The organism is Spirosoma sordidisoli, from assembly GCF_004138325.1.
Classification (GTDB): domain Bacteria; phylum Bacteroidota; class Bacteroidia; order Cytophagales; family Spirosomataceae; genus Spirosoma; species Spirosoma sordidisoli.
Genome location: NZ_SBLB01000005.1, coordinates 444,490 through 468,527 on the forward strand (window position 1 = coordinate 444,490; position 24,038 = coordinate 468,527).

General features: G+C 57.8%; 18 protein-coding genes. 12 read left to right on the forward strand and 6 right to left on the reverse strand.

The genetic code is table 11. The features are described 5' to 3' along the window. Window positions 1-55 precede the first annotated feature (55 nt). Together EQG79_RS19595 and EQG79_RS19600 are read left to right on the forward strand one after the other, a co-directional pair. Window positions 56-1,300 carry a serine hydrolase domain-containing protein gene (locus EQG79_RS19595; RefSeq protein ID WP_077919458.1) on the forward strand — a complete coding sequence of 415 codons (1,245 nt, stop codon included), beginning with the start codon at window positions 56-58 and terminating at the stop codon, window positions 1,298-1,300. Between the two features lie 72 nt (window positions 1,301-1,372). After that, on the forward strand, window positions 1,373-2,326 hold the full coding sequence (locus EQG79_RS19600) for an alpha/beta hydrolase (RefSeq protein WP_129603351.1): 954 nt from the start codon (window positions 1,373-1,375) through the stop codon (window positions 2,324-2,326). Between the two features lie 194 nt (window positions 2,327-2,520). On the opposite strand, the gene EQG79_RS19605 is transcribed toward EQG79_RS19600, so the two are convergent. From EQG79_RS19605 to EQG79_RS19615, 3 genes are all read right to left on the reverse strand, one after another. Continuing rightward, entirely contained in the window at window positions 2,521-3,672 is a 1,152-nt protein-coding gene (locus EQG79_RS19605; RefSeq protein ID WP_077919456.1) for an acyltransferase family protein, read from the reverse strand. Window positions 3,673-3,701: 29 nt separating this feature from the next. After that, a complete protein-coding gene (locus tag EQG79_RS19610) occupies window positions 3,702-4,607 on the reverse strand; it encodes a prohibitin family protein (protein ID WP_129603354.1) in 906 nt (301 codons plus the stop codon). A 158-nt stretch (window positions 4,608-4,765) separates the two neighbouring features. Then, complete coding sequence (locus EQG79_RS19615) at window positions 4,766-5,218, reverse strand: DUF1573 domain-containing protein (protein WP_077919454.1); 453 nt, start codon at window positions 5,216-5,218, stop codon at window positions 4,766-4,768. A gap of 243 nt (window positions 5,219-5,461) precedes the next feature. Between EQG79_RS19615 and EQG79_RS19620 the strand changes: the two genes are divergently transcribed. The 10 genes from EQG79_RS19620 (at window position 5,462) to EQG79_RS19665 (ending at window position 18,780) form a co-directional block, all read left to right on the forward strand. Then, window positions 5,462-7,870 carry an alpha-ketoacid dehydrogenase subunit alpha/beta gene (locus EQG79_RS19620; RefSeq protein WP_129603356.1) on the forward strand — a complete coding sequence of 803 codons (2,409 nt, stop codon included), beginning with the start codon at window positions 5,462-5,464 and terminating at the stop codon, window positions 7,868-7,870. A gap of 83 nt (window positions 7,871-7,953) precedes the next feature. Next, window positions 7,954-9,429, forward strand: a complete 1,476-nt coding sequence (locus EQG79_RS19625; protein WP_129603359.1) for a 4Fe-4S dicluster domain-containing protein — start codon at window positions 7,954-7,956, stop codon at window positions 9,427-9,429. Window positions 9,430-9,452: 23 nt separating this feature from the next. After that, window positions 9,453-9,986: an NADH-quinone oxidoreductase subunit J family protein gene (locus EQG79_RS19630; protein WP_077919451.1), complete on the forward strand. Its 534-nt coding sequence runs from the start codon at window positions 9,453-9,455 to the stop codon at window positions 9,984-9,986. A 41-nt stretch (window positions 9,987-10,027) separates the two neighbouring features. Further along, the gene (nuoK, locus tag EQG79_RS19635; protein WP_077919450.1) at window positions 10,028-10,339 is read left to right on the forward strand and encodes an NADH-quinone oxidoreductase subunit NuoK; all 312 of its coding nucleotides are present in this window, start codon (window positions 10,028-10,030) and stop codon (window positions 10,337-10,339) included. A 29-nt stretch (window positions 10,340-10,368) separates the two neighbouring features. Next, entirely contained in the window at window positions 10,369-11,004 is a 636-nt protein-coding gene (locus EQG79_RS19640; protein ID WP_077919449.1) for a 2OG-Fe(II) oxygenase, read from the forward strand. A gap of 58 nt (window positions 11,005-11,062) precedes the next feature. After that, window positions 11,063-12,952 (forward strand): NADH-quinone oxidoreductase subunit 5 family protein, encoded by a 1,890-nt coding sequence (locus tag EQG79_RS19645; protein WP_129603361.1) that lies wholly within the window; start codon window positions 11,063-11,065, stop codon window positions 12,950-12,952. A 57-nt stretch (window positions 12,953-13,009) separates the two neighbouring features. Then, entirely contained in the window at window positions 13,010-14,674 is a 1,665-nt protein-coding gene (locus EQG79_RS19650) for a complex I subunit 4 family protein (protein ID WP_129603363.1), read from the forward strand. Between the two features lie 244 nt (window positions 14,675-14,918). Further along, window positions 14,919-16,088, forward strand: coding sequence for a pyridoxal phosphate-dependent aminotransferase (locus tag EQG79_RS19655; RefSeq protein WP_129603365.1), 1,170 nt, complete (start codon window positions 14,919-14,921; stop codon window positions 16,086-16,088). 109 nt (window positions 16,089-16,197) lie between these two features. Beyond that, entirely contained in the window at window positions 16,198-17,757 is a 1,560-nt protein-coding gene (locus tag EQG79_RS19660; RefSeq protein ID WP_077919445.1) for a flavin monoamine oxidase family protein, read from the forward strand. A gap of 18 nt (window positions 17,758-17,775) precedes the next feature. Continuing rightward, window positions 17,776-18,780, forward strand: coding sequence for a Hint domain-containing protein (locus EQG79_RS19665; RefSeq protein ID WP_129603367.1), 1,005 nt, complete (start codon window positions 17,776-17,778; stop codon window positions 18,778-18,780). A gap of 155 nt (window positions 18,781-18,935) precedes the next feature. Here the strand turns inward: EQG79_RS19665 and EQG79_RS19670 are convergent, their stop codons facing one another. The 3 genes from EQG79_RS19670 to EQG79_RS19680 all read right to left on the reverse strand — a co-directional run bounded on the left by EQG79_RS19670 (window position 18,936) and on the right by EQG79_RS19680 (window position 23,951). Next, window positions 18,936-20,183, reverse strand: coding sequence for an FG-GAP repeat domain-containing protein (locus EQG79_RS19670; RefSeq protein WP_129603369.1), 1,248 nt, complete (start codon window positions 20,181-20,183; stop codon window positions 18,936-18,938). Between the two features lie 163 nt (window positions 20,184-20,346). Next, entirely contained in the window at window positions 20,347-23,214 is a 2,868-nt protein-coding gene (locus EQG79_RS19675; protein ID WP_129603371.1) for a PVC-type heme-binding CxxCH protein, read from the reverse strand. Window positions 23,215-23,261: 47 nt separating this feature from the next. Then, window positions 23,262-23,951 (reverse strand): 3-keto-disaccharide hydrolase, encoded by a 690-nt coding sequence (locus EQG79_RS19680; protein ID WP_077919441.1) that lies wholly within the window; start codon window positions 23,949-23,951, stop codon window positions 23,262-23,264. Window positions 23,952-24,038 lie beyond the last annotated feature (87 nt).

Below are 24,038 nucleotides of genomic sequence, written 5' to 3' on the forward strand. Positions count from 1 at the left end.
ATCCCTATTTTTGCTCAAGTTAGTCTGTGTAATTAGCCTATAATAGTGCGTGAGGATGGTGCGGATGAGTCGTATCGGGTATAGTATCTTGTTTCTTGTCACTGTCGGGTTCTCCTGCGGTCAGAATTCTCAGAAGGAATTGAATAAGTCGGCGCGCGCGCTGCGCTCCTGTGCTGATGAACAGGTTGTTTCAGCCGACGAACAACAGGCTATTCGACGGCAAATCAATGCTGAGCAGAAGTCGCAGCAGATCGAAGCCATTTTCCGGCAGAAGGTTCGGGAGGGTCTTAACGGCAATGTGCTGGTGGCGCAGAAAGGCATCGTTCTGTACCGGAACTGTTTCGGTCTGGGCCATTTTGAGCGAAATCAGCGGGATACGCTGGTCGATGACTCTAAATTCCAGCTGGCTTCGCTGTCGAAAACTTTTACGGCGGTCGGTACCCTGAAGCTCATCGAAGCCGGTAAGCTCTCGCTCGAAGACACCATTCAGAAGTTCTATCCCGACTTTCCGTACCACGGGATTACGATACGGGAGTTGCTGAGCCACCGGAGCGGACTGCCCAACTACGCCTACGCTTTCGACGACAGTATGAAGGTGAACTTCTACAAGAGAGAAAAGCCATATCCGACCAACGCGACCATTATGCATTGGTTTGCTACGGTGAAGCCAACCCCTAAAGCCTACAATATTCCGGGCCGCGGCTTCAGCTACAGCAATACGAATTACATGGTATTGGCGTCAATCATTGAGAAAGCGACCGGGCAGAGTTACGAAGCGTTTATCAAGAAAAACATTTTCGATCCGCTGGGCATGCACCAGACCTTCGTGGCTACCACCAGGAACGACTCTATCAATCACCATCGAACGGCAGGCTACCAGTGGAATCGCCGGATTCCCAAAGATTATTACGACGATGTGGTAGGGGACAAGGGCATCTACTCGACCACGGGCGATCTCTTCCGATGGTACCGGGCGCTGAACGGCGATTGTCTGCTCCAGAAAAAGACCCTGGCCGAAGCCTTCATTCCGCGGAGTTTTGAACGGAAAGGGGCCAAAAATTACGGGTACGGTTTCCGGATGATGCTCGACGGTCTGAACAAACCTGAATACATCTACCATTCCGGCTGGTGGAAGGGCTATAACACCATGTTCTGGTTCAGTCCCAAAGATGAGTACGTCATCATTATTCTGGGTAATCGCTATAACAAGACGGTTTACCGCGTAAAGGAGCTGATCGAGGTGCTGAACAGCGGCTCGAAAGAAGCGACCCCAACCACTGACAGTGAGGTAGAAATATGAGTAGAGCGGCCCGAGCTGTTCGCTTTGGAACTGTGTAGGTGCCTGTTGGTTTATCGGCCTACCTCTGTTTACATGCGCGCTTTTCTTCTTACTGTAGTCATGACCACCGTACTGGGCTCCGTAGCTCAATCACAGGAAGTACTGAAACTATGGCCTGACGGGGCTATTCCGAATGCACTCCCCAACGTATCGATTACCGAAAAAGCCGAAACCACGGACGGCATTCTACGGATCAGCAACGTGTCGGTTCCGACGCTAACGGCCTACCTGCCGCCGAAAGGAAAAGCAACGGGAGCGGCCGTCATGGTTTGTCCCGGTGGCGGTTACAGCATTCTGGCTGCTGGTCATGAAGGCGAAGATATAGCTCGCTGGTTCAACCAGATGGGAATCACGGCGTTCGTGTTAAAATACCGGCTGCCCGACCCGAAAATCATGACCAACCAGCACGAGGTACCGCTGATGGATGCGTTGCAGGGGTTGACGCTGATTCGGCAACAGGCAAGCCGGTACGGGATCGATCCGGCCAAAATAGGGATTATGGGTTTCTCGGCCGGCGGTCATCTGGCCTCTACCGTATCGACCCACTATCAGCGCCCGCCCGCGTCAGCCCGACCGGACGCGGCCCGACCAGACGTGGCCCGACCGGACGCGGCCCGACCCAATTTTGCGATTTTGTTATATCCCGTCATTACGTTCGGTGAGAAAGCCCACACAGGGTCGCGCGATAAGCTGCTGGGTACTCTCAATAAGTCGCCCGAACTGATTGCTGATTTCTCGAATGAGCTACAGGTATCGGCGCAGACGCCCCCCACCTTTCTGGTACACTCCGAAGACGACAAGGGTGTGCCTGTGGAGAATAGCATCCTGTATTATCTGGCCTGCCTGAAACACAACGTACCGGCCGAAATGCACCTGTATCCGAAAGGGGGGCATGGATACGGTTTGCGTACGCAAAAGTTTGGGTCGCTCAACAGCTGGCCCAGCGCCTGTCAGGCCTGGCTCACCGCCATGGGCCTGGCCAACTAATATCTTTTGTACCTAAAGCAGGCAGCCACCAGCGTGAGTCCTGTCAACGGGTGGTACTTCTCCTGATGTCATCCGCCACCAAGCCCCGGAGGGGCAATATGTTCATAGATGCCGCTACCTGTTTCCCTGTACCCAGCCCCAGCGGGGCGGTATCTTCGGGATCGATGACCATCCAGACAAGCTGATCGATACGGTCAGACCCGTAAGAACAATTTTTGGCGGTACAGCACGTACAAAAAGCCCCATTTCACGGCCAGAAACGCCAGTACCCCACCCAACGCCCGAACCGGCTCGCTGAAGAAGGCCAGCAGCCCGCCAAACAGGTAATGAGCCGCGTGCTCGAAATCAATCACTTCGCCAGCCAGGTAAATCAGGATCGAGTTGGTGCCGATGACAACGAAGAAAAAGGCCCACCGACGGCTGTCCTGTATGTCGATGATCCAGTAAAAAAGGGCCAGCATCAGAAAACTCCAGCCGCCCGCCACCAGCACAAATGAGCTGGTCCACAGGTTTTTATTGACCGGAAATACGAGATTCCAGAGCCAGCCCAGCGCCAGACAAACCACCCCGGCCAGCACGAGCCACTGAAGCTTGAAACGGTCGCTCACATCGCGTCGGTGGAGGAGAGTACCGGCAAATATGCCCAGCATAGCGGTTCCGATGGCGGGAAGGGTAGACAGGAGCCCTTCAGGATCGTGAATACCTTTATGAAGCCGGCCGGGCACCAGCAGCCGATCCACGTAGCCGACCCAGCTGCCTTCCATCGTCAGACTACCCGCTGCTCCGGCTCCCGGTACGGGGATCAGCACCAGCCACGCCCAGTAACCGAGCAGGATACCGGCAAACAGCGCGTATCGGCTACGCTCATTACGAACGTAGAGGTAGATCAGCTGGGCAAACATGCCCGCCAGCCCGATGCGGCCCAGCACGCTCGGAAAACGGAGTTCGGCAAACGGCTTCACGAACAGACCATTGTTGTAGATAACCCCCAGCAGGACCAGAATAAGCCCCCGCTGAATTACTTTGCGCGCCAGCGCAGCCCGGTTATGACCACGCGCCAGCCGGCTCCCGAGCGAGTAGGGCGTTGATACACCTGCCAGAAACAGAAAGAGCGGAAAAATATTGTCGTAGGGGCGGTATCCGTTCCAGGCAACGTGGGTGAACTGGTCGGCCATTAGTACGGCCCAGGCCCAGCCCGTTGTTCGGGCCAGGACGTGAAAAATTTCTTCACCACCCATAATCCAGAACATGTCGAAGCCACGCAGGGCGTCGAGGGAGAGCAGCCGCCGGATCGGGGCGGGTTGAGCCAGGGCTGGCTCCTGGGCCGAAGAAGGAGCAGTTTGCATAGGGAGGAGCGTAACGGCAGAACGGCTGCTTATTTATCGGTTAGAAGTAATGGCGTAGTACCCCGCCCGCCCATGATGATGATTTTGGCGTTAGGCGAAGCCGCCAGTTCACGTTGGGCTTTGATTTGCTCGTACTGGAGTTGCCGGTCGCTGAGCCCCGTTGAGAGGATGCGTTGATAGTCGGCAATGCCCTGTGCTTCGACCCGTTTCCGTTCAGCTTCCTGCCGCTCCTTAGCCAGCACGAACTGCATCTTCTGGGAGTCCTGTTCGGCGTTGATTTTTGATTCGATGGTTTTCTTTACCGATGCGGGCAGATCGATGTTGCGGATCAGCAGTTGCTCGAGCAACAGGCCTCGCTTCCGGAAATCGGCCTCTATGGTTTTGTAGATGCGGTTCTGAAACTCATCGCGCCGGGTAGAGTAGAGGGCCACAGCGTCGTAGTATACGGCGTTGTCGCGGATGCGGGTCCGGGTAATGGGGCGAACCACCTTGTCGGTATAATCCGTACCAATCAGCGCATGAATTTTCGGAGCTTCGTTAGCAACAACCCGGTACAGCACCGTCAGGTCGATGACGACTTCCAGCCCGTCGGCCGTCAGTACCCGAATGGCATCATCGCCCTGGCGCTCCCCTTCGTCGTGGGTGGCCGACATGGTGTAATTCTGCGTCTTGATGTCGTATTCGGTGACCCGGGCCAGGGGGTTAACAAAATTGAGGCCAGACTGAAGAGCGCGGTCGTCGACATTGCCGAACAGGGTGATAACGCCTACCTGACCCGCGTTGATCTGCCGGATGCTGGATGTAAGGAAGCCCAGTACGATCAGGATGCCGCCGATCAGTTTGAGGGGGCGCGCATACCGCGAAAAAGTAAGAGCCGGTGTATTAACGGCAAAGCCGGCAATCAGGATCACGAGGCCAAGGATAGGGAGAAACATGGGGCATATCAGTTAACAGTGGGGTATGTGGGTATGCGTAAAAAAAGAGCCCCGTTTCAGGCCGGTCTCTTGGTACAAGTTATCCCTAAGGTACGAAAAAAGGCATCCGGTAAACGACCAGATGCCTTTCTTGACCACACTATTAACCCTTCAGCGTGTTAGCGTGAAGTCTTGGTGCTTTTTTTAGCGCTTTTCTGAGCTGGGGCTGCTGCCGGAGCGGCTGCGGTAGCCGCTTCTTTCTGCGAAACAACCTCGCCTTTCAGATACAGAACCGTTTGTCCTGACTCTGCATTGCTCGTTACCGTTACCGTTTTGGTGAACTGACCAGCGGCAGCGGCATTGTACGTAGCCGAAATCGTGCCGGTTTTGCCGGGCATCACCGGCTCGCGCGAGAAGCTGGGCTTGGTGCAACCGCAGGAAGCCTGCGCGTCGTTGATGATGATTGGATCGGTGCCTGTATTTTTGAACTCAAACACATGCGTAGCGGGTTTGCCCTGCTCGATCTTGCCGAAGTCATGCGTTTCTTTCGCAAACTTCATGACTCCTTTTTGGGCGTAACTAACTGCGACCAGCACAAATAAAGCTACGAAAAGTGAAAAAATCTTTTTCATTGGACTAAACGGAATTATGGTTTGGTTGTTAAGATACTTTGCCGATTAAATGTTGTCAGAGCAAACAGTTTGCCAAATTCTTGTTGGTCGCTGTCGGGTCAACAAAGAAACAGAGAAAATCGTTTTTTTGAAAGCTGCTAACTTTTATCTTACTTTTACTTTTACATGGTTGTAGAACGTTACCACCCTGTAGCACTTCATCAAGAAATTAATTTCCGGACTTTTTCAACCCGTAGCTCTGCTGTGATAGCAAACGAACAACTCCGCTCGGCTGATATTCTAAGTCGTGAAAAAATCCTATCTGACTATCGACTGGCCTGCGAAAGCCGACAGGTTAGCCTGTTAGGTCGGCGCGATGTTATGGGCGGGCGGGCCAAATTCGGTATCTTCGGTGACGGGAAAGAACTGGCCCAGCTGGCAGCGGCCCGCTCGTTTAGCCGGGGTGATTTCCGGTCGGGGTACTACCGCGATCAGACCTTTGTAGCCGCGTTGGGCGAGCTTCGCTGGACGGAGTTTTTTGCCCAGCTTTATGCCCATACCGACGTTGCCCACGATCCGAACACGGCCGGGCGTTCCATGAATGGCCACTATGCCACGCGCTGGCTCGATGAGCAGGGCCTCTGGCGCAGTCAGACAGATCAGTATAATTCCGTATGCGATATTGCACCGACAGCCGGGCAGATTCCCCGTTCGCTGGGGCTGGCGTACGCATCGCGGCTGTTCCGGCAAAATCCGGCGCTGCACGACATGCCGGCCTTCTCGCACCATGGCAACGAAATCGTATATGCCAATATCGGCGATGCATCCACCTCGCAGGGTATGTTCTGGGAGACGATGAATGCCGCCGGGGTGCTGCAGGTACCGCTGCTCATATCGGTCTGGGACGATGGATATGGCATTTCGGTGCCCGTCGAATATCAGACCACTAAAGGAAGTATTTCGAAGGCGATGGCCGGTTTTCAGCGGGATCATGCCGACGAGAAAGGCTTTGAGATCTTTACCGTTAAAGGCTGGGATTATGTGGCGCTGCTGGAAACCTACCAGCAGGCCGCCCGCATCTGCCGGGAGCAGCATGTACCGGTTCTGGTCCACGTGCAGGAGCTGACCCAGCCGCAGGGCCACTCGACCTCAGGTTCGCACGAGCGGTACAAGTCGAAAGAGCGGCTGAACTGGGAAGCTGAGCACGATTGTAATCTGACGTTCCGCCAGTGGATTCTGGAAAACGGCTACGCTACCCACGACGAACTCGATGCCATCGAGGCCCAGGCCAAAGACGTGGCCAAAAAAGCCCGGATCGACGCCTGGAACGCCTACCAGCAGTCGATGAAGGCCGACCACGACGAAGCCCTCGATCTGCTGCAGCGATCGGCCCGTAATCATCCGAAAGCGGCCGAGCTGATGGCCATCCGCGAGGAGCTGCGCAAGACCAACACCCTGCTCCGGCGCGATTCGGTAGCGGCTGTTCGTAAGGCGCTCCGGCTGCTGCGCACCGATACCGGCACGGCCCGGCAGGGCTTGCGGACCTGGCTCGACCGTACCAATGCCGAAAACGCCGAACGGTTCAGCTCCCATCTCTACAGCCAGTCGCCCGAGTCGCCGATGCGGATTACGGGAGAGCCCGCCCGGTATTCGGACGAGAGCCCCGTGGTGGACGGCTACCTGCTGATGCAGCGGTATTTCGATAACCTCTTCAGCCGCGATGCGCGCGTAGTAGCCCTGGGCGAAGACGTAGGGCAGATCGGCGACGTAAACCAGGGATTTGCCGGCTTGCAGGAGAAATATGGCGAGATTCGGATTACCGACACCGGCATCCGCGAAACAACCATCATTGGACAGGGCGTTGGTCTGGCCATGCGTGGCCTGCGGCCTATTGTCGAGATTCAGTATTTCGATTACATCTACTACGCCCTGCCAACCCTGACCGACGATCTGGCAACCTTGCAGTACCGTACGCGGGGTGGTCAGAAAGCGCCGGTCATTGTGCGGACGCGCGGCCATCGGCTCGAAGGCATCTGGCATTCGGGTTCGCCCATGGGTGCCATGCTCGGCAGCCTGCGCGGCATGCACGTGCTGGTGCCCCGTAACATGACCCAGGCCGTTGGTTTCTACAATACCCTAATCAAAGGTGACGATCCGGCGCTGCTGATCGAATCGTTGAACGGATACCGGCTCAAGGAGCGGGTGCCCGATAACCTTACCGAGTTCTCGCTGCCGCTGGGCGTACCCGACATATTACGATCCGGTACTGACGTAACGCTGGTTACGTACGGTTCCATGTGCCGGATTGCGATGGAGGCTGCTGCTCAGCTGGCCGCTATGGGCATTAGTCTGGAGGTGATCGATGCGCAGACGCTGCTGCCGTTCGATGTTCATCATTCGATCGTAGCGTCGATTTCAAAAACCAACCGGGTCGTATTTGCCGATGAAGATGTGCCGGGTGGCGCGTCGGCATTCATGATGCAGCAGGTGGTCGACGAGCAGGGCGCCTATCGGTACCTGGATTCGGCTCCGCGTACATTATCGGCAAAAGCACACCGGCCACCCTACGGCTCCGATGGGGATTATTTTTCGAAACCCAGCGTTGACGACGTGATCGAGGTCGTTTATTCGCTCATGAGCGAAGCCGACCCCGCCCGGTTTCCACCCTTATAAGTTGTGAATGGGTGATTGAGTGATTGTGTGAGTTACCAACCTGATGCGCTCAATCATTCAATCACTCAATTGCTCAATCATCAATGTCATACATCAGGGATATACGATCCGGGATTCGGACAACGCTGAAAGGACTGAGCTTAACCTGGCGGCATTTGCGCCAGGCTACCCACCGCCGAACCCCGGAAGGCATTGCCAGTGACAACTATTTCGATCAGCAGAATGGGCTTGTAACGCTGCAGTATCCGCACGAGCAGCTGCCGATTCCCGACAACGGACGCTACCGGCTTCGCAACGAGATCGACGACTGTATCGTTTGCGACAAATGCGCCAAGGTATGCCCCGTCGACTGCATCACCATCGATGCTATAAAAGCAACGGAAGAAGTAGGCCGGGCGTCAGATGGCTCCCCGATCCGGCTGTATGCCGCCAAGTTCGACATCGATATGGCCAAGTGCTGCTACTGCGGCCTCTGTACCGTTGTGTGCCCAACGGAGTGCCTGACGATGGACAAGACCTTCGATTACAGCGAATTTGAGCTGGGTAAACTCACCTATAGTTTCGCTGAACTAACTCCCGAGGAGGCCGACGAAAAGCGCGCCCTCTACGAACAGTTTGTCCGCGAGAAAGAAGAAGCCAAACAGGCCGCTGCGGCCAAACGCGCTCAACCGACTCCCGCCAGTGAGCCAGCAATGGCACCCGCTGCCAAACGTCCCGTGTTTCGGCCGACGGCCAAACCCGCGGCTCCCGACCCAACTGCCAACTCGACCGACGGGGCTATTGCTCATCCAGCAACCGATGCGACTCCCGACGAGATGCAGCAGATTGCGCAGGGTGGGTTAGAAGCCAAAAAACGACCCGTATTCCGCCCTTCGCAGAAGCCCGCCGAGCCGCCCGCTCCAATCGCGCCAGCTGACGAAGAAAAAGCCGAACCAGCGGCCACCGAGCCGGAGAAGCTGCCCGTTCCGCCTGCTAAACCGGCTTTCCGGCCAACGATGAAACCGGCGGCCAAACCTGCCGAACCCGGCGCGGAAAAGACACCGGAAGACCTGCCGAAGCCGAAACCAGCCGGTTTCCGCCCAACGATGAAGCCGACCCCTCCGGTTCCGACCGAGCCCGCACCGGCCGCGACCCCGCCCGCTCCTGAGTCGACCGATACACCGAAGCCTCGTCCGGCTTTCCGGCCAACGATGAAACCGGCTGCGCCCGCAGACAGTGAGAAAGCACCCGATACGCCCGAAGCACCTCCGAAACCGGCTGGTTTTCGGCCAACTATGAAACCGAAGCCCGCCGTTCTCCCGGAGCCAGCAATGCCCGCTGAATCTGAATTGGAAAAGGCACCCGAGCCAACGGATACTGCCCGGCCCCGGCCTGCTTTCCGGCCAACGATGAAGCCCAAACCCGCCGAGCCCGAACCGAAGCCGGCCGAAGCGCCATCGGCGGCAGCACCTACACCGAAGCCGGCCGGTTTCCGACCGACGATGAAGCCCAAACCCGCGGCTCCTGCACCGGATGCATCGGCCGACAAACCGGCGTCGGACCCAGACGCAGCCGAATAACCTGACCAAACCGCCTACAACCTGTGATTCAACTTGCTTTTTATGGTTTTGCCGCCCTTACGCTGGTCAGTGCGCTGGCGGTGCTGCTGACCCGGAATGTGATGTACGCGGCTTTTTTTCTGCTCCTGACCTTGCTGGGGGTGGCAGGCCTGTTCGTACTGGCCAGTGCCGACTTTCTGGCCGTAGCCCAGATCATGATCTACGTAGGTGGGGTACTGGTGCTGGTTATTTTTGGCGTCATGCTGACCAGCAAAGCCGGGTCGGGAACGAATACCGACAGCCAGCGGCCCAACCAGATTCCGTCGCCTAACCGGATCGGCAACTCGTGGGGTATGGCGTTGCTGGTGTCGGGGGGCGTGTTTGTGGCTTTGTACACGTTGCTGGCGCGGGCCTCCTTTGCCCTGCTGAACCAGCCGGTTGGCTGGGAAAGTACGATCAGAACGGTAGGCCGTCAGCTCATGACCGAGTACATTGTTCCGTTCGAAATCGTTGGTATTCTGCTGCTGGCGGCTCTGGTCGGGGCTACCTATCTGGCGAGTAACCGACTGACCCGATAAGCCTCATCCATTCTGACAATTTCTGCTAAACCCCGGCAAACGTGCAATCTGTAGATAGCCATTTATTTCTGATCGTTGGAGCCGCTCTATTCAGCATTGGCCTGGCCGTAGTGTTGCTGAAACGACACGCCATCGTGGTGCTGATGGGCATCGAGCTGATGCTCAACGCCGTCAATATCAACCTGGTTGCGTTCAGTCAGTACGATCCCGACCGCATTCAGGGCCAGATGCTGGCTTTGTTTGTGATGGTGGTCGCGGCTGCGGAGTCGGCGGTAGCGCTGGCCATCGTGCTGCAGGTGTATCGTCATTTCCGAACGGCTCAACTCGACGAGCTGAACGAACTGAGGCAGTAGTGATAAAGAGCCGCAACCTGAATATACCTATGAACCAGCCTGATAACGAACTCCCTGTTCACCAATATGAATCCATCATCGATGGCATACTGAACGAAGGATACGGTATTGTCGATGAGTTTCTCTCAGCCGGCGAAGTGGCCTCGCTGGCGCAGCAGCTGCATCACCGGCGGCAGGCTGGTCAGTTTCGGGTGGCGGGTATCGGCAATGAACAGGTCACCGTACAGACGGCCATCCGGGGCGACGAGATTCTGTGGATCGACGAGGCCACCGCAACGCCGGACGAAGCGGCTTTTCTGGGTCGGGTCAATACCTTTATGCACTACGTTAACCAGACCTGTTTTCTAGGCCTGCGCGACTACGAATTTCACTACGCCCTGTATCCGCCGGGTACGTTCTACAAACGCCACCTCGATCAGTTCCGGAGCGATTCGCGCCGGAAGCTGTCGGTCATCTGTTACCTCAACGCCGACTGGCAGGAGACCGATGGGGGCCAGCTGGCATTTTATTTGCCCCAGACCGACGGGAGCGAACAGCTGATCCGGGTCAACCCGACCGGCGGGCGGCTGGTTTGTTTCGAGAGCGCCCGGCTGGAACATGAGGTGCTGCCGGCCACCCGCGACCGCCTGAGCCTGACGGGATGGCTGAAAACGGCTGGGTGGTAGTTGGTTTCCCATCGATGAATCGGGATATTTGCGGCCTGAGACGCCAACCTTCTTCGGAATGCTCCAATCGTTACTAGCTGTTTGCCTGTTACTGCTGCCATTTGCCGGATTCCTGACCGTATCGCTGGCCAACCGGCGCCTGGCGGGACCATTGGCTGTGGGGCTGACGGCGCTGGGACTGATCGGGTCGATCGGGCTGGCGGTGAACCTCCCGGAGCAGCCGCTTACCTTACAGGCCGACTGGGCAACGCTGTCGGGAATTTCATTCGATATTGGCTTCCGGGTCGATGGGCTGGCGGGGCTTATGCTGGTTATCGTACACGGGGTAGCCCTGCTTGTACAGATGTATTCGCTGTCTTACCTGCACGATGAGCCCCGGCTATCGCGCTATTTTGCCTATCTGCAACTGTTTATCGGCGCCATGCTGGGCATCGTTCTGGCTGGTAACCTGCTGGTGATGTACGCCTTCTGGGAGCTGGTTGGGCTGGCTTCGTACCTGCTTATTGGTTTCTACGCTGACCGGCCCGCTGCGAGTCAGGCCGCTAAAAAAGCGTTTCTGATGAACCGGGTTGGCGATATGGGCATGCTGATCGGTATTTTTCTGACCTATTACTACTACGATACGCTCGATCTGGCGCAGCTGACCCATACCGATCTCTACGCTGTAGCCCCCACGGCGGTAGGTTTGTGTCTGTTCATGGGCTGCGTGGGTAAGTCGGCTCAGTTTCCGCTGCTGACGTGGCTACCCGATGCGATGGAAGGGCCAACCCCGGTGTCGGCGCTGCTGCATGCGGCTACGATGGTGGCGGCTGGTGTATTTCTGCTGGCTCGTATTCAGCCGCTGCTATCGCCCGATGCGCGGGCTGTCATTGTGCTGATCGGCACGATCACTACCCTCTGGGGTGGCTATTCGGCCCTCTTCCAGACCGATATCAAGAAAGTGCTGGCCTTCTCGACCGTTTCGCAACTGGGGCTGATGGTGGCCGCCATGGGCATGGGAAATGTGGGCGGGGCGCTGTTCCATTTGCTGACCCATGCGTTCTTTAAGGCGGGGCTGTTTCTGAGTGCCGGGTCGGTTATTCACGCCGTGCATACGCAGGATATGCGGCAGATGGGTGGGCTGAGCCGGGCGTTGCCGGTTACGTTTGTGGCCTATACGGTCTGTGCCGCAGCGCTGGCGGGCGTACCGCTTTTCTCGGGCTTCCTGTCGAAAGAAGCAATCCTGGGCGGAGCCTTCGCCTGGGCCGAAACCGCCGATATCTCCCTGGCTGCTGGTATTCCGGTACTGTTGCTGCTCTCGTCCGGACTGACGGCGCTGTATATGGCGCGGCAGTGGCGACTGATTTTCCTGGGTCAGTACCAGCCCGAAGCCGCACCGCTGTCGGGCGTACACGAAGCAGACGGACTAATGCGCGTACCGGTGGCCATACTGGCCGTGCTGTCCGTAGCTTTCTGGTTTTCGATCAATCCTTTTTCCGCGCACGGGAGCTGGGTTTTCGGTGTACTACCCCTGCCTGCCGAAGCTGAACTGCCCTGGTTACCCCCCGTTTCGGTGTTGCTGGTGCTGCTGGGCGGCTGGTTCGGCGTTCGGATGCGGGAGCCTAACCCAACCCGGCTGTATGTGCAGCTCTCGGTGCAGTACGGCTTTCTTGACCGGGCATACCAGTGGTACATTATCACACCGGCCATCAAAGCCGCGACCTTGCTCAACCGGGCCGATCAGCGTCTGGTCGACGGAGCCGTAAACGGCGCGGGGATAGGGGGCGTTGTGCTGGCGCATCTGGTCCATGCCTTTGACCGGTTCGGGGTCGATGGGCTGGTCAACGGGGCGGCCTGGCTGGCGGGTCGGCTGGGTCGGTTGACGCGCTCGGTGCAGAACGGCCGGGTGCAGTCTTACATTACAGCGGCCGTTGTAGGGCTGCTGATCGTTCTTTGGTGGATACTATAACCGGACATAGCGTTCGGTCAACTAGATGATTACTGGCGGTTCAGGACCGCGCTAGACATGCTGCTTTCGTTACTCATATTTCTGCCGCTGCTGGGTTCGCTCGTGGTGGCCCTATTGCCCGAACGCCAGACGGCCGCCTTTCGATGGGTTGCGCTGGGCGTTACGATCCTCGAAGTAGGGCTGGCGGGGCTGGCCTATGCCGCCTTCGACCGGTCGGCAGGCGGTTATCAGTTGCTCGAACAGGCCGACTGGATTACGTTGCCACTGGGGCGGCTCGGTATCGCATCCATCGATTACCTGGTGGGGGTAGACGGCATCAGCCTGCCGCTGGTGGTGCTGTCGGCGGTGGTGATGCTGGCGGGGGTTGTCTCTTCCTGGACCATTACGCACCGGCAGAAAGCCTATTATGCCTTGTATCTGCTGCTGACGGGGACGGTGATGGGCTGCTTTGTAGCGCTCGACTTCTTTTTGTTCTTCCTGTTTTTCGAGTTCATGCTCCTGCCGATGTATTTCCTGATTGGCTTATGGGGCGGCCCCCGGCGCGAATACGCGTCGATCAAGTTTTTTCTCTATACCTTGCTCGGCTCGCTGCTGATTCTGCTTGTCATGATCGGGCTGTATCTGTCGGTCATGGACCCGGTCAGTACGGCGCTGGCAGCTGGCTTCGTCACCGACCCCTCGGCCCTGACCGATGAGGTGATCCGACTGCTGCAGGCGCACATACAGGCGGGGCAGCTCAACCCGGCCCAGATTGTACACACCTTCGATATGCGCTACCTGGCCGATGGCCGCAACTACCTGCCCGATGCGTTCCTGAACCCGGCGGCTGAGCCGATCGTGCTGGGTATGCCGGCCCGTATGCTGGCGTTCTGGGCCGTATTTCTCGGGTTTGCGGTCAAGCTGCCGATCGTACCGCTGCATACCTGGCTGCCCGACGCCCACGTTGAAGCACCCACGCCTATTTCGGTGGTGCTGGCGGGGGTATTGCTCAAGATCGGTGGCTACGGCTTCCTGCGAATCGCCTGGAATTTCTTTCCCGACGGAGCTGCCGAATATGCCACCGGCCTGGCGGGGCTGGGGGTGCTGTCGATCGTGTATGGCGGGCTTAACGCGCTGGCGCAGACCGACCTGAAGAAAATGATTGCCTACTCATCCGTATCGCACATGGGATTCGTGCTACTGGGGGTGGCGTCGCTCACGGCCGAGGGTGTCAACGGGGCGGTTTATCAGATGGTCAGCCACGGGGTGCTGTCGGCCATGCTGTTTCTGCTGACGGGGGTACTGTACGACCGGACCCACGACCGGCGAATCGACTCGTATCGGGGGCTGATGCAGCCGATGCCTCAGTTTGCGATCCTGACGGCGGTTGCCTTTTTCGGGTCGCTGGGGTTGCCCGGCTTTTCGGGCTTTGTGGGCGAGTTATTCACGCTCATGGGCAGTTTTCAGTCCGAATGGATACCGGGCTGGCTGACCGTATTGGGGACGTCGGGTATTCTGCTGGCCGCGGCCTATTTTCTCTGGACGTTACAGCGCATGTTCTTCGGAACGGCCTGGTCCCGCCATGATATGGCATCGGTCCTGACCGACCTGACGCTGCGCGAAAAGCTGCTGCTGGTGCCGCTGGGGGCGTTGGCGCTGGCGCTGGGGCTGTTTCCCAATTTGATCTTCGACCTGACCAGCCAGACCATAGGCCAGTGGCTGATTCGTTTTGCCGTTGAGTAAATCGTGTATACTTTTTACAGTGACTAAATAGTGAATTGTGTTACTGCTAGGTTGTATGGACTTTGTTTAAGAAAATAATATAATATTTTGTGAAAAGTTAAATAGGCCGAATAATAATCACCTATAGTCGATAGTTTATTTTAGTTTATTGCCTAATATCGTGGCCTTTGGCAGTACTCCTGTCCGGTCTTTGAAGTCCTCGGGAGATTGTCTAATTTTATCTGAAAAAAATAAAACAGATATCATGTCGTCATCTCTAACTCGTCGTGACTGGCTGCGGGCCAGTGGGTTACTAACCGCCGGACTTACGGCTGGTTTACGCGTTGCTAAAGCCGATGTGCAGCGTATGCCCGGCCATTCGGTCTTCGTCAATGAGTTTGCTCCGTTGACGTCTCCTCCCGATACGATGCCCAAGCTGCGGGCCCGGCTGCTGGCCAACGAAAACCCGCTGGGTATTGCACCCAGTGCTAAAGAGGCTCTCATCAAAGCCAGCGAGATTGGTAATCGATACGCCTGGATGGAGTTCGCCCAGCTGAAGAACCTGATTGCGGCCGACGAGGGCGTAACGGCCAGGCATATCATGATGTCGCCGGGTTCGTCAGACATTCTGATGGCAGCCGCTTCGCACTTTGCCAAAGGGGGCGGTACCATCCTGACCAGTGCCATGACCTACGACGACCTGCTGGAGCGGGCGCAGCGCATGGGCGCCAAGATTGTGTCGATCCCGATGACCAAAGAATACCAGTATGACCTCAACGCCATCAAGTCGAAGCTGACGCCCGAGGTGAAAATGGTTTATCTGGTCAACCCCAATAACCCCACCGGCACCGTTGTGCCAACGGCCGATCTGGAAGCTTTTTGTAAAGAGGTATCCCCCAAAGTGCCGGTCTTCGTCGACGAAGCGTATATCGACTTTTACGAGCCGGCGGCCCGCCCCAAACTGGGTAAGCTGGTGGCCGAAGGGCAGAACCTTATTCTGGCCCGTACGTTCTCGAAAATCCACGGGTTTGCCGGTCTGCGGCTGGGCTATGCCATCGCACAGCCGGAGATGCTGAAGCTGCTGAAGCCGTACACCAACGGCGAGTTTGCGGTAAGCATCACCACCCTCATGGCCGGTATCGCCAGCTACCAGGACAAGGCATGGCAGGATCACTGCCGGGCCGAAAACGCCAAAGCCCGCGATTTTACCACCAAAGCCCTCACCGCCCTGGGCTACGAGGTGATTCCGTCAGCGGCCAACTTCATCCTGTTCCCCATCCGGATGAAGCCCAAAACGTTCGAGGGCCAGATGTTTGCCAATGGCATCGGTATCCAGACGCGTGATTTCAGTGGCCAGCCCTACTGCCGGGTCAGTGTGGGTACTATGGATGAAATGGCCATGTTCATGGACAGCTTCAAAAAAGTAGTAGGTTAATTACAGGAGTCAGGCAGGAAGGGGCAGGAGAGAGGCACCGGACATTGTTCAGCCGATTCGCTCCTCCTCGCTTCCTTCAGCACCCCCGGCTCCTCTCTTCCCCCGTTCTATGACTCGTCGTGACTTTATTAACCAAACATCTGCCAGTTACGCTAGCTTACTGGCATGGGGTCTGCTGCAGCCAGCCCCCGCTTCGGCATTGAGCCTGCCTGCTAACGGACGTACCAGCGATGGAAAAGGGCGTAAGGTTGTTGTTCTGGGAGCCGGGCTGGCCGGTATGGCCGCGGCCTACGAACTCGGGAAACTGGGGTATGAATGCACCGTGCTGGAGGCTCGGGGGCGTTCGGGTGGGCGCGTCTGGACGGTTCGGGGCGGTACTGCCGAGACGGAACTGGGTGGAGGTACGCCACAGAGCTGCCAGTTTGAAGAAGGACTTTACTTCAACGGCGGAGCGGCCCGTATTCCGCACCATCACCAGCTGACCCTGCAGTATTGCCGGGAGCTGGGGGTGCCGCTTCAGATCTTTAACGGGAATAACGAAGCCGCCTATCTCTATAACGACGGTGGCACGGGCCCACTGGCCAACCGGCGGCTGCGTATCAAAGAGTATCACAACGACATGCGCGGCTATACGGCCGAGCTGCTGGCCAAGTCGCTGGACCAGAGTGCTCTCGATCAGCAGCTGACCAAAGAAGACATCGAGAAACTGGTCGATTTTCTGAAAAACGAAGGCGACCTCAACACCGCCCACCTGTATAAAGGCACCAACCGGCGGGGCTATAAAAGCAGCCGCGAACCCGGTGCGGGCCAGTCGCCCGGCGAGATGACTGACCCGTTTGGTCTGACCGATCTGCTGCGCTCGGGCTTCAACCAGCCCGTATTCTACAACGTTGGCGATTACATCTACGAACAACAGACTACCTTGCTTCAGCCGGTAGGCGGCATGGATGCTATTCCGAAAGCACTGGAGAAGAAACTGGCCGGTAAAATCGTATTCAACGCACCCGTTACCGAGTTGCGCAAGACCGAATCGGGCGTGCGGGTCGTTTACCAGCGCAATGGAAAACCCGCTGAGCTGACCGCCGAATTCTGCGTCTGTACGCTCCCGCTGCCGATGCTGAAGAATCTGGAGTCCGATCTGTCCGGTACCGTCAAGCGCGCGGCCGATTTTGTCCCCTACATCAAAACCGGTAAGATCGGGCTGCAGTTCAAACGGCGTTTCTGGGAAGAAGACGACTGGATATACGGCGGTATTTCGCGTACCAACATGGACATCAACCAGATCTGGTATCCGTCGTTCGGGTTCCAGGGGCGCAAAGGGGTGCTGATTGGCTATTACAACTTTTACAGCCGGGCCGAAGCCGTTGGGGCTATGTCGGTTGCCGAGCGCGAGAAGCTGGCGCTGGCGCAGGGCGGTAAAATTCACCCCCAGTACCCCGCCGAATTTGAGAATTCGTTCTCGCTGGCCTGGCATCGGCTTCCCTACAGCGCCGGTGGCTGGGCTACCTACGACGACGCTACCCGCAGGAAATACTACCCCGCCCTGCTGGAGCCCGATGGAAACATCTATTTTGCCGGTGAACATACAACCTACCTGACCGCCTGGATGGCCGGTGCCTTTACGTCGGCTCGCCGGACGGTCGAAGCCATTGCGGCCCGGGTAGGCTAACCAACAACCAAGTCAACTATGAAAACTAACCTATTTGCCATTCTGCTCTTCGTTGTCTGCGCCGTTACGACGCAAACCTTAAGCCAGCGCGTCTGGGCGCAGTCGACTGCCACCAGCATGGGCATGACCGCCGACCAGGCTACGGCGGTCAAAGCCATCAAAATTGCGAACCTCGACAAAGACACCTATTTCAAATCGGGTGGGTTCATCCTGGACCGTTACGAGGAGCGTCCGGCCTATGTCTTCACCTACAGCGATGGAATTACCCGGAAAATCTATCTCTACAAGGTCTTTACCGCCCAGGATACCAAAGAGCTGGGACTGCTGGCGATCTACAAAAACGAGAAGTCAGGCGATGTTAAGTCGTTCGTCATTCCGGGCGCATCGGCCGATCGGAAAGCGTGGGACGCCTACATCGACGACCTGAAATACGTAGGGGAGAAAGAGCCCGGGCTGATGTCGACGCTGACGTTTGTGCTGTCGCGCGAGATGGCCGGACTACTGGCCGGTGGCAGCGGCAAAAGTGAAGAGGGGGGCGACAAGAAAAAAGACGAGTATAACTTCTGCTTTGCCGCCGACGCACCCGTAACGCTGGCCAACGGCAGCTCGAAACCGATCAGCACCCTACAGGCCGGTGATGTGGTCCAGGGCTATGCAGCCGCTACCAAAACCGTTCTGCCAACCAGAGTCACGAAGCTCAACGTCCACGAAGCCGGTTCATTTACCATCGCTGGTGTATGGCTGAGCCCGGCGGCTGAACTGACGGCCGGTACGCAGGCTCAGCCCACCGCGCCCGTACTGTTCGAAGCCACGGCGAACCACCCTGTTTTGACGGCTACCGGCCGCAAAGCCCTGGGTGAGGTAACTACCGGCGAGTTGCTGTACCGGACCGAAAACGGTCGGGCCGAAGCGTACCGGGTTGTCCGGACAGAAGCCGCCGTTCGTACCGTTGACCGCGTGTACTCGCTGGTTACCGAAGCCGGCGCCTATGTAGTTGGCGGAACCATAGTACTCGATAAATAAAACGACTAACCTAACCTACCTGGCCGCTGCGCCCGTCCGTCCGGATGGGCGCAGCGGCTTTTTTTGCTCGGTCGGCCGATGGGTCTCTTTTTTTATCTCTGTCTTTGGCCTCCCCCCGGTCCTTCGTCGGGATGACAGACAACGCGGAAAGAGCGTTATTTCTTTGTCCGGTTCTCGAACAGGAATACGCCGTTTTTATTGGCGATCACGATGTCCGGCTTTTTATCGCCAGTCATGTCCTGCACCACAATGTTGAGGCCCGCGCCAGAGTCGGTGTCGATGACGTGTTCTTTGTAATAGGGAGCCTGGCCGGGCGTAAATTCAAACCACAGCAGGATAGGTGAATCACCGTCGCCGGGGTCGCGGCCGTTATGGGCCAGAAAACGCTTGCCGGTGATATAATCGGCGCGACCGTCGCCGTTCAGATCAGCCATGATCGACGAGTGGGTCTGGGAAGTGGTGTTGCTCATCAGGTGCGTTTTGAAATTGATCTGGCCCTGCTCGTCGATTACCTGCTCATGCCACCAGATGCCCAGTGCATGGGCCGACGCACTGACCACATCGTTCCGGCCGTCGCCGTTGACGTCCAGTACCTGCATGTGCGAGCAGGGTTCACCCAGATTAGCCGGGTGGAATACCCAGTTTCCTCCCTTGATATCGGTAGTGCCTTTGTACCAGCCCTCCCGCACCACAACGTCTTTCAGCCCATCTTTATCGACGTCGCCATAGCCGATCCCGTGCGAGAAAATCTCGGTGCCGGGCACGTTCTCCTGGCTCAGCGCAAACCGTTTCCACTCGGTTTCGCCGGGTTTGGCGGGTGCTTTCAGCCAGACGATCTGCTTTTTGGCCCGGTCGCCACACAGGATATCGAGACGGCCGTCGCCATCGATGTCGATAAAGCCCGGCGACTCGTTGGCGATACCCATCGAATCGGCGAGGATATGCCTGGGCCAGGCGCCGGTTTTTCCCTGCGGGTTCTCGAACCAGAAGCCGGGCTTGCCCGGAAAGTCGACAATGACCACGTCGTCCCAGCCATCCTGATTGACGTCCATGCCCAGGTTCAGGAATGACTCGCTATACTCTTTGCGCGGGTCGAAAACGCGGGATGGGGCCATCTCGTGACGCGTCCAGTTGGGTGCTTCGAACCAGTAATAGCCCGCCACAATATCCATCCGGCCGTCTTTGTTCAGGTCGGCTACGGCTACGCCCTCCGACAGAAAATCGCGTGTAAGCGTCGTTTTCCGGAAGTCGCCCGATGGCACAACCGCCCTGGCCGGTGTGGGTGGGGTTATTGCTGTGCTGGCGGCCTGCTGCCGGCGTACGTTGAACAGTGATTTCGACTGGCCCTGTGCGCCGGTAAGCCAGCCGAGCAGGAGTGTCGTGATGATCAAGGTCTTTTTCATAGTCGGCCCGGGCTGTTGATCGGGTTGTGTAAAGATAACGCCGTAGGGAGTTGCGGGGTAATCGGTTCGAGTTTCCGGTTCGTGGGGACACGGACCGGGGTGGGGTGATCGTTTCTAGCTTCCGGTTCGTGGGGACACGGACCGGGGTAGCGGGCGAGTGTCTCTAGTCTTCCAGGGCTTTGGCGATCAGCGTCTGAAGTTCGTGGTTTTCGGGCGAGTGATCCCGTTTGCCCAGGCGGTCGTTCAGCTCTTTGAGTAGCTTCTTCGCATCGTCGGTACCGATGGCGGCTATACGCTGAACCGTATAGGTCAGTTGCTTGGGCATTTTAGACTTCTGGGCCATCTCGAGCGCGCGTTTCATGTCGAGCGCGGCCAGCGGTTCAGATGCGTACCAGACCATCAGCGGCAGGTTGTGGTCATCCTTATCCTCAACCCGCTGCACGAGGGCGTCCATCACCTCCCAGCGCTGTGCCGGTTCGAGCCGGAGCATGGCTGAGGTGAGATAGAGCCGCACCAGAGCTGAATTGTCCTGCCGGGCCATGGTCGCCAGCCGCTTCAGCCCCTCGGGCGAAACCGCTTTGTTCTCGGCCAGCAGCTGGATGGCCCAGCTTCGGATGTACTCGTTCTCGTGCGCCAGCAAGGCCGTCAGTTCCTTCTCACTCAGGCCTTTGGTGACGTGCAGAGCCCAGAGCGCGCGGAGCTTTCGGGTCGGGTCGGGGTTGCTGGTCAGGATTTCCTTCAGCGCTTTGTGGACTTTTTTGTCGGGGCCGCGCTCCTGCAGCAGGGTGCGGGCCTGCCGTACGTACCATTCGTTCGAATGCAGCTGGTAGTTGACGAGTTCGCGGCTGGAGGCACTGGCCAGGTCGACCTGTACCCATTTGTCGTTCTGGTGGGTGATCTTGAAGATCCGGCCCATCGTCTTATCGTGCACGTCGGGGTTGGGGCTGTGGCACTGGTTTTTGTCGTACCAGTCGATGGCCCATACCGAGCCGCTGGGGTCGTATTTCAGGTTCAGCCATTGCGACCAGGAGTCGTTCATGACCAGGAAATCGGGGCGGTGGTTTACTTCGTAGCCCGACCCGGCGCGGGCCGGATGATCGCGGTTGAGCCGGGCCCCGTTGATATTGTTCATGAAAATATCGTTGCGGTATTCGCGGGGCCAGCTCTCGCCACCCAGGTAGATCATGGCACCGGCATGCGCATGACCACCTCCAGCCGACGCTGACCGGAAGTTACCCGCATGGGGCCCCCGTTCGCCCACCCAGTGTACGTGGTCGGCGTGGGTTTTGATGTCGTCGTAGGTATAGGGGTTGAAGTGATTCCCGGCCTGGCGGAAATAACGCCCGCCCTGAATCATGCTGTACATATGCGGAATAACGCAGGCTGTAACGAAGGCGTGGCCGTAGTCGTTGAAGTCGAGCCCCCAGGGGTTGCTGGTGCCTTCCGAAAAGAGTTCGAACCGGTGGGTCGTGGGATGAAACCGCCATACGCCGGCGTTCAGTTTGGTTCGTTCGGCATCGGGCGCGCCGGGCTTGCCTACGTTCGAGTGCGTAAAGACACCGTGGGTGCCGTACAGCCAGCCATCCGGTCCCCACCGCAGGCTGTTCAGCACCTCGTGCGTATCGTCGGTGCCCCAGCCATCGAGCATCTTCTGGGGAGGGCCGGCGGGCTTATCGGTTTTGAAGTCGGCCGGGATGAACAACAGGTACGGAGCCGCGCCAAGCCATACGCCCCCCATCCCCACTTCGATACCACTGACCAGGTTCAGACCTTCGGCAAAGACCTTTTTCTTGTCGAGCGTGCCGTCGCCGTTGGTATCTTCAAAAATAAGGATGCGGTCGCGCCCCTGGCCTTCGGGGGCCGGAACGGGGTAGGTATGCGACTCAACCACCCACAGCCGGCCGCGCGGGTCGAACGTGAAGCAGATAGGTTTAACGATGTCCGGCTCCGCAGCGGCCAGGGTAATGCGAAAGCCCGTGGGCAGGGTCATGGCCTTGGCTGCCTCGATACCCGACAGCCCGGCGTTCAGCACCGGGTCGAGGGGCGGCAGAATAATGATGTCTTTCTGTTTCAGCTCGTTGGCGAACACCGGCCGGGTCGGGTAAAACAGAAACTCATCGAAGTTGATATGCGCCCACTTGTCGTGCGGGATATACGGAATCTGCGAAATGCCGGTCTCGTTGTCGATAATCCGGATAAATATGTCCTGATCCTGATAGGCCTGCAGGTCGACGACAACCGGCTGAAGCGTGGCGCGTCCCTGACCGGTGCTATGAAAAATGACCTTGTTCGTACCGGCCTGTACCAGCTCGACCCGCGTATCCAGCAACGCACCCCCCGACACCCGGAAGGCGGCAAAGGGCTGTGTGACCCGAAACGGCGCCGAGGTCAGGGTGCCGGTCCGCTTCGCGTTTACCGTGCCGCCACTGCTCAGGAAGTACTTGCCGCCGAAGCCGATGGTCATGTCTTTCTCGTGTACCGGCGACGGGTCCTGATCGACCAGTGCGTTCGTAAAGGCATCGCCGGTGGCGGTCCAGTCGGTCAGGGTGCCGGTCTCGAAATTCAGGTTCATAGGTTTGCCATTCCGCATCGGCAGCTGGCCGGCCACGGTTGCGGTAGTAATGGCGCCTTCAACCACCTCGAACGTGCCGACCATACCAGCTGTGCGGTGGCCCGGCACGGTACAGAAGTACGTATCGCTTTTGTCGGCTTTGAAGGTGATGCTGGTGCTGGTGCCTTTTTCCTGCAGGGTTTTGCTTTTGATGCCGAGTTTTTCCAGCGCGATATCGTGCGTCATCAGCTCGCCGTTGGTAATCGTAATCCGGACCCGGTCGCCTTTGTTGGCACGCAAGGTCGGGTTGCGGGCGCCGTCTTTGGCAAAATAGCCGAGCATCGTGGCTTCGAGGGCATAGTCGCGGTCTACTTTTTCGGTGTCCTGGCCGGGCTTGCTGGCTGGGGTCTGGGCCGTGCTGTCTGGCCTGGTCAGAGACAGCGAACCGGTGAGGAGGAACAGGAAAGTGAGTTTGTTCATGGGGTATGTCGCGTCTAACAGATACGGAGCAGCACTACTACGGGCGGTCAGAGTTCGGTCAGGGTAAGGTCGCGAAATTCGACCTGGGCCGCTCCTCCGCTATGGATCTGAACAGCAATGACCCCGCGTTGCGGAATCCGGCTGTTGGTTTCGGTATAATCGGCGGTTTTGACGCCGTTGATGTACAGTTCGTGTCGGTTGCCCCGGCAGCGGATGATGTAGCTGTTCCAGCCGTCTTCCTTCAGGATACGTTTCAGCGTACTCAGATCGCCACCGACGAGTTTTCCCCGCCGATGTTCGTCGTAGATGTCGCCCCAGTAGCCGGTGCCTATGTCGGCCTGATAGCCAACTATTGAGTCGCCCTGCAGCACCGACCGGTATTGGATACCGCTGTTGATCATGCCCGTTGCCGGATTGCCCGACAGCCGAAAGAGGCAGCGAAACTCAAAGTCGCCGTATTGGTTGATGGTATGCAGATACGTATTGGCGGGTATTTTCCTGACGCCATCCCCGCTCCGGATAGCGCTGTCGGCCACGTACCACAGGCGGGCATGGGTGGGGTCGACGGTTTTCCAGCCGTTGAGGGTCTTTCCATCGAACAGCGAAACGGCTTTTACCGTCGACTGGGCCGAAGCAGGGCCCAGGCTGCCCGCCTGCATCAGTATCGCGAGGCAGATGGCCAGCAGCCCGTTCGACAGAACGGGCCGGGAGGGATGAGGCTGTTGGTCTGGGTGCATCCTGTCGATAGCAAGCGGGTAACCCCTGAAACAGATAATGTATAAAGGGCTAAACGTTATTTCTATTACTCATCCATGATTCGATTA

Coding starts and splice junctions, on each gene's coding strand:
- EQG79_RS19595 (WP_077919458.1), top strand. CDS start 56: ATGGTGCGGATGAGTCGTATCGGGTATAGTATCTTGTTTCTTGTCACT.
- EQG79_RS19600 (WP_129603351.1), top strand. CDS start 1,373: ATGCGCGCTTTTCTTCTTACTGTAGTCATGACCACCGTACTGGGCTCC.
- EQG79_RS19605 (WP_077919456.1), bottom strand. CDS start 3,672: ATGCAAACTGCTCCTTCTTCGGCCCAGGAGCCAGCCCTGGCTCAACCC.
- EQG79_RS19610 (WP_129603354.1), bottom strand. CDS start 4,607: ATGTTTCTCCCTATCCTTGGCCTCGTGATCCTGATTGCCGGCTTTGCC.
- EQG79_RS19615 (WP_077919454.1), bottom strand. CDS start 5,218: ATGAAAAAGATTTTTTCACTTTTCGTAGCTTTATTTGTGCTGGTCGCA.
- EQG79_RS19625 (WP_129603359.1), top strand. CDS start 7,954: ATGTCATACATCAGGGATATACGATCCGGGATTCGGACAACGCTGAAA.
- EQG79_RS19640 (WP_077919449.1), top strand. CDS start 10,369: ATGAACCAGCCTGATAACGAACTCCCTGTTCACCAATATGAATCCATC.
- EQG79_RS19645 (WP_129603361.1), top strand. CDS start 11,063: ATGCTCCAATCGTTACTAGCTGTTTGCCTGTTACTGCTGCCATTTGCC.
- EQG79_RS19650 (WP_129603363.1), top strand. CDS start 13,010: ATGCTGCTTTCGTTACTCATATTTCTGCCGCTGCTGGGTTCGCTCGTG.
- EQG79_RS19655 (WP_129603365.1), top strand. CDS start 14,919: ATGTCGTCATCTCTAACTCGTCGTGACTGGCTGCGGGCCAGTGGGTTA.
- EQG79_RS19660 (WP_077919445.1), top strand. CDS start 16,198: ATGACTCGTCGTGACTTTATTAACCAAACATCTGCCAGTTACGCTAGC.
- EQG79_RS19665 (WP_129603367.1), top strand. CDS start 17,776: ATGAAAACTAACCTATTTGCCATTCTGCTCTTCGTTGTCTGCGCCGTT.
- EQG79_RS19670 (WP_129603369.1), bottom strand. CDS start 20,183: ATGAAAAAGACCTTGATCATCACGACACTCCTGCTCGGCTGGCTTACC.
- EQG79_RS19675 (WP_129603371.1), bottom strand. CDS start 23,214: ATGAACAAACTCACTTTCCTGTTCCTCCTCACCGGTTCGCTGTCTCTG.
- EQG79_RS19680 (WP_077919441.1), bottom strand. CDS start 23,951: ATGCACCCAGACCAACAGCCTCATCCCTCCCGGCCCGTTCTGTCGAAC.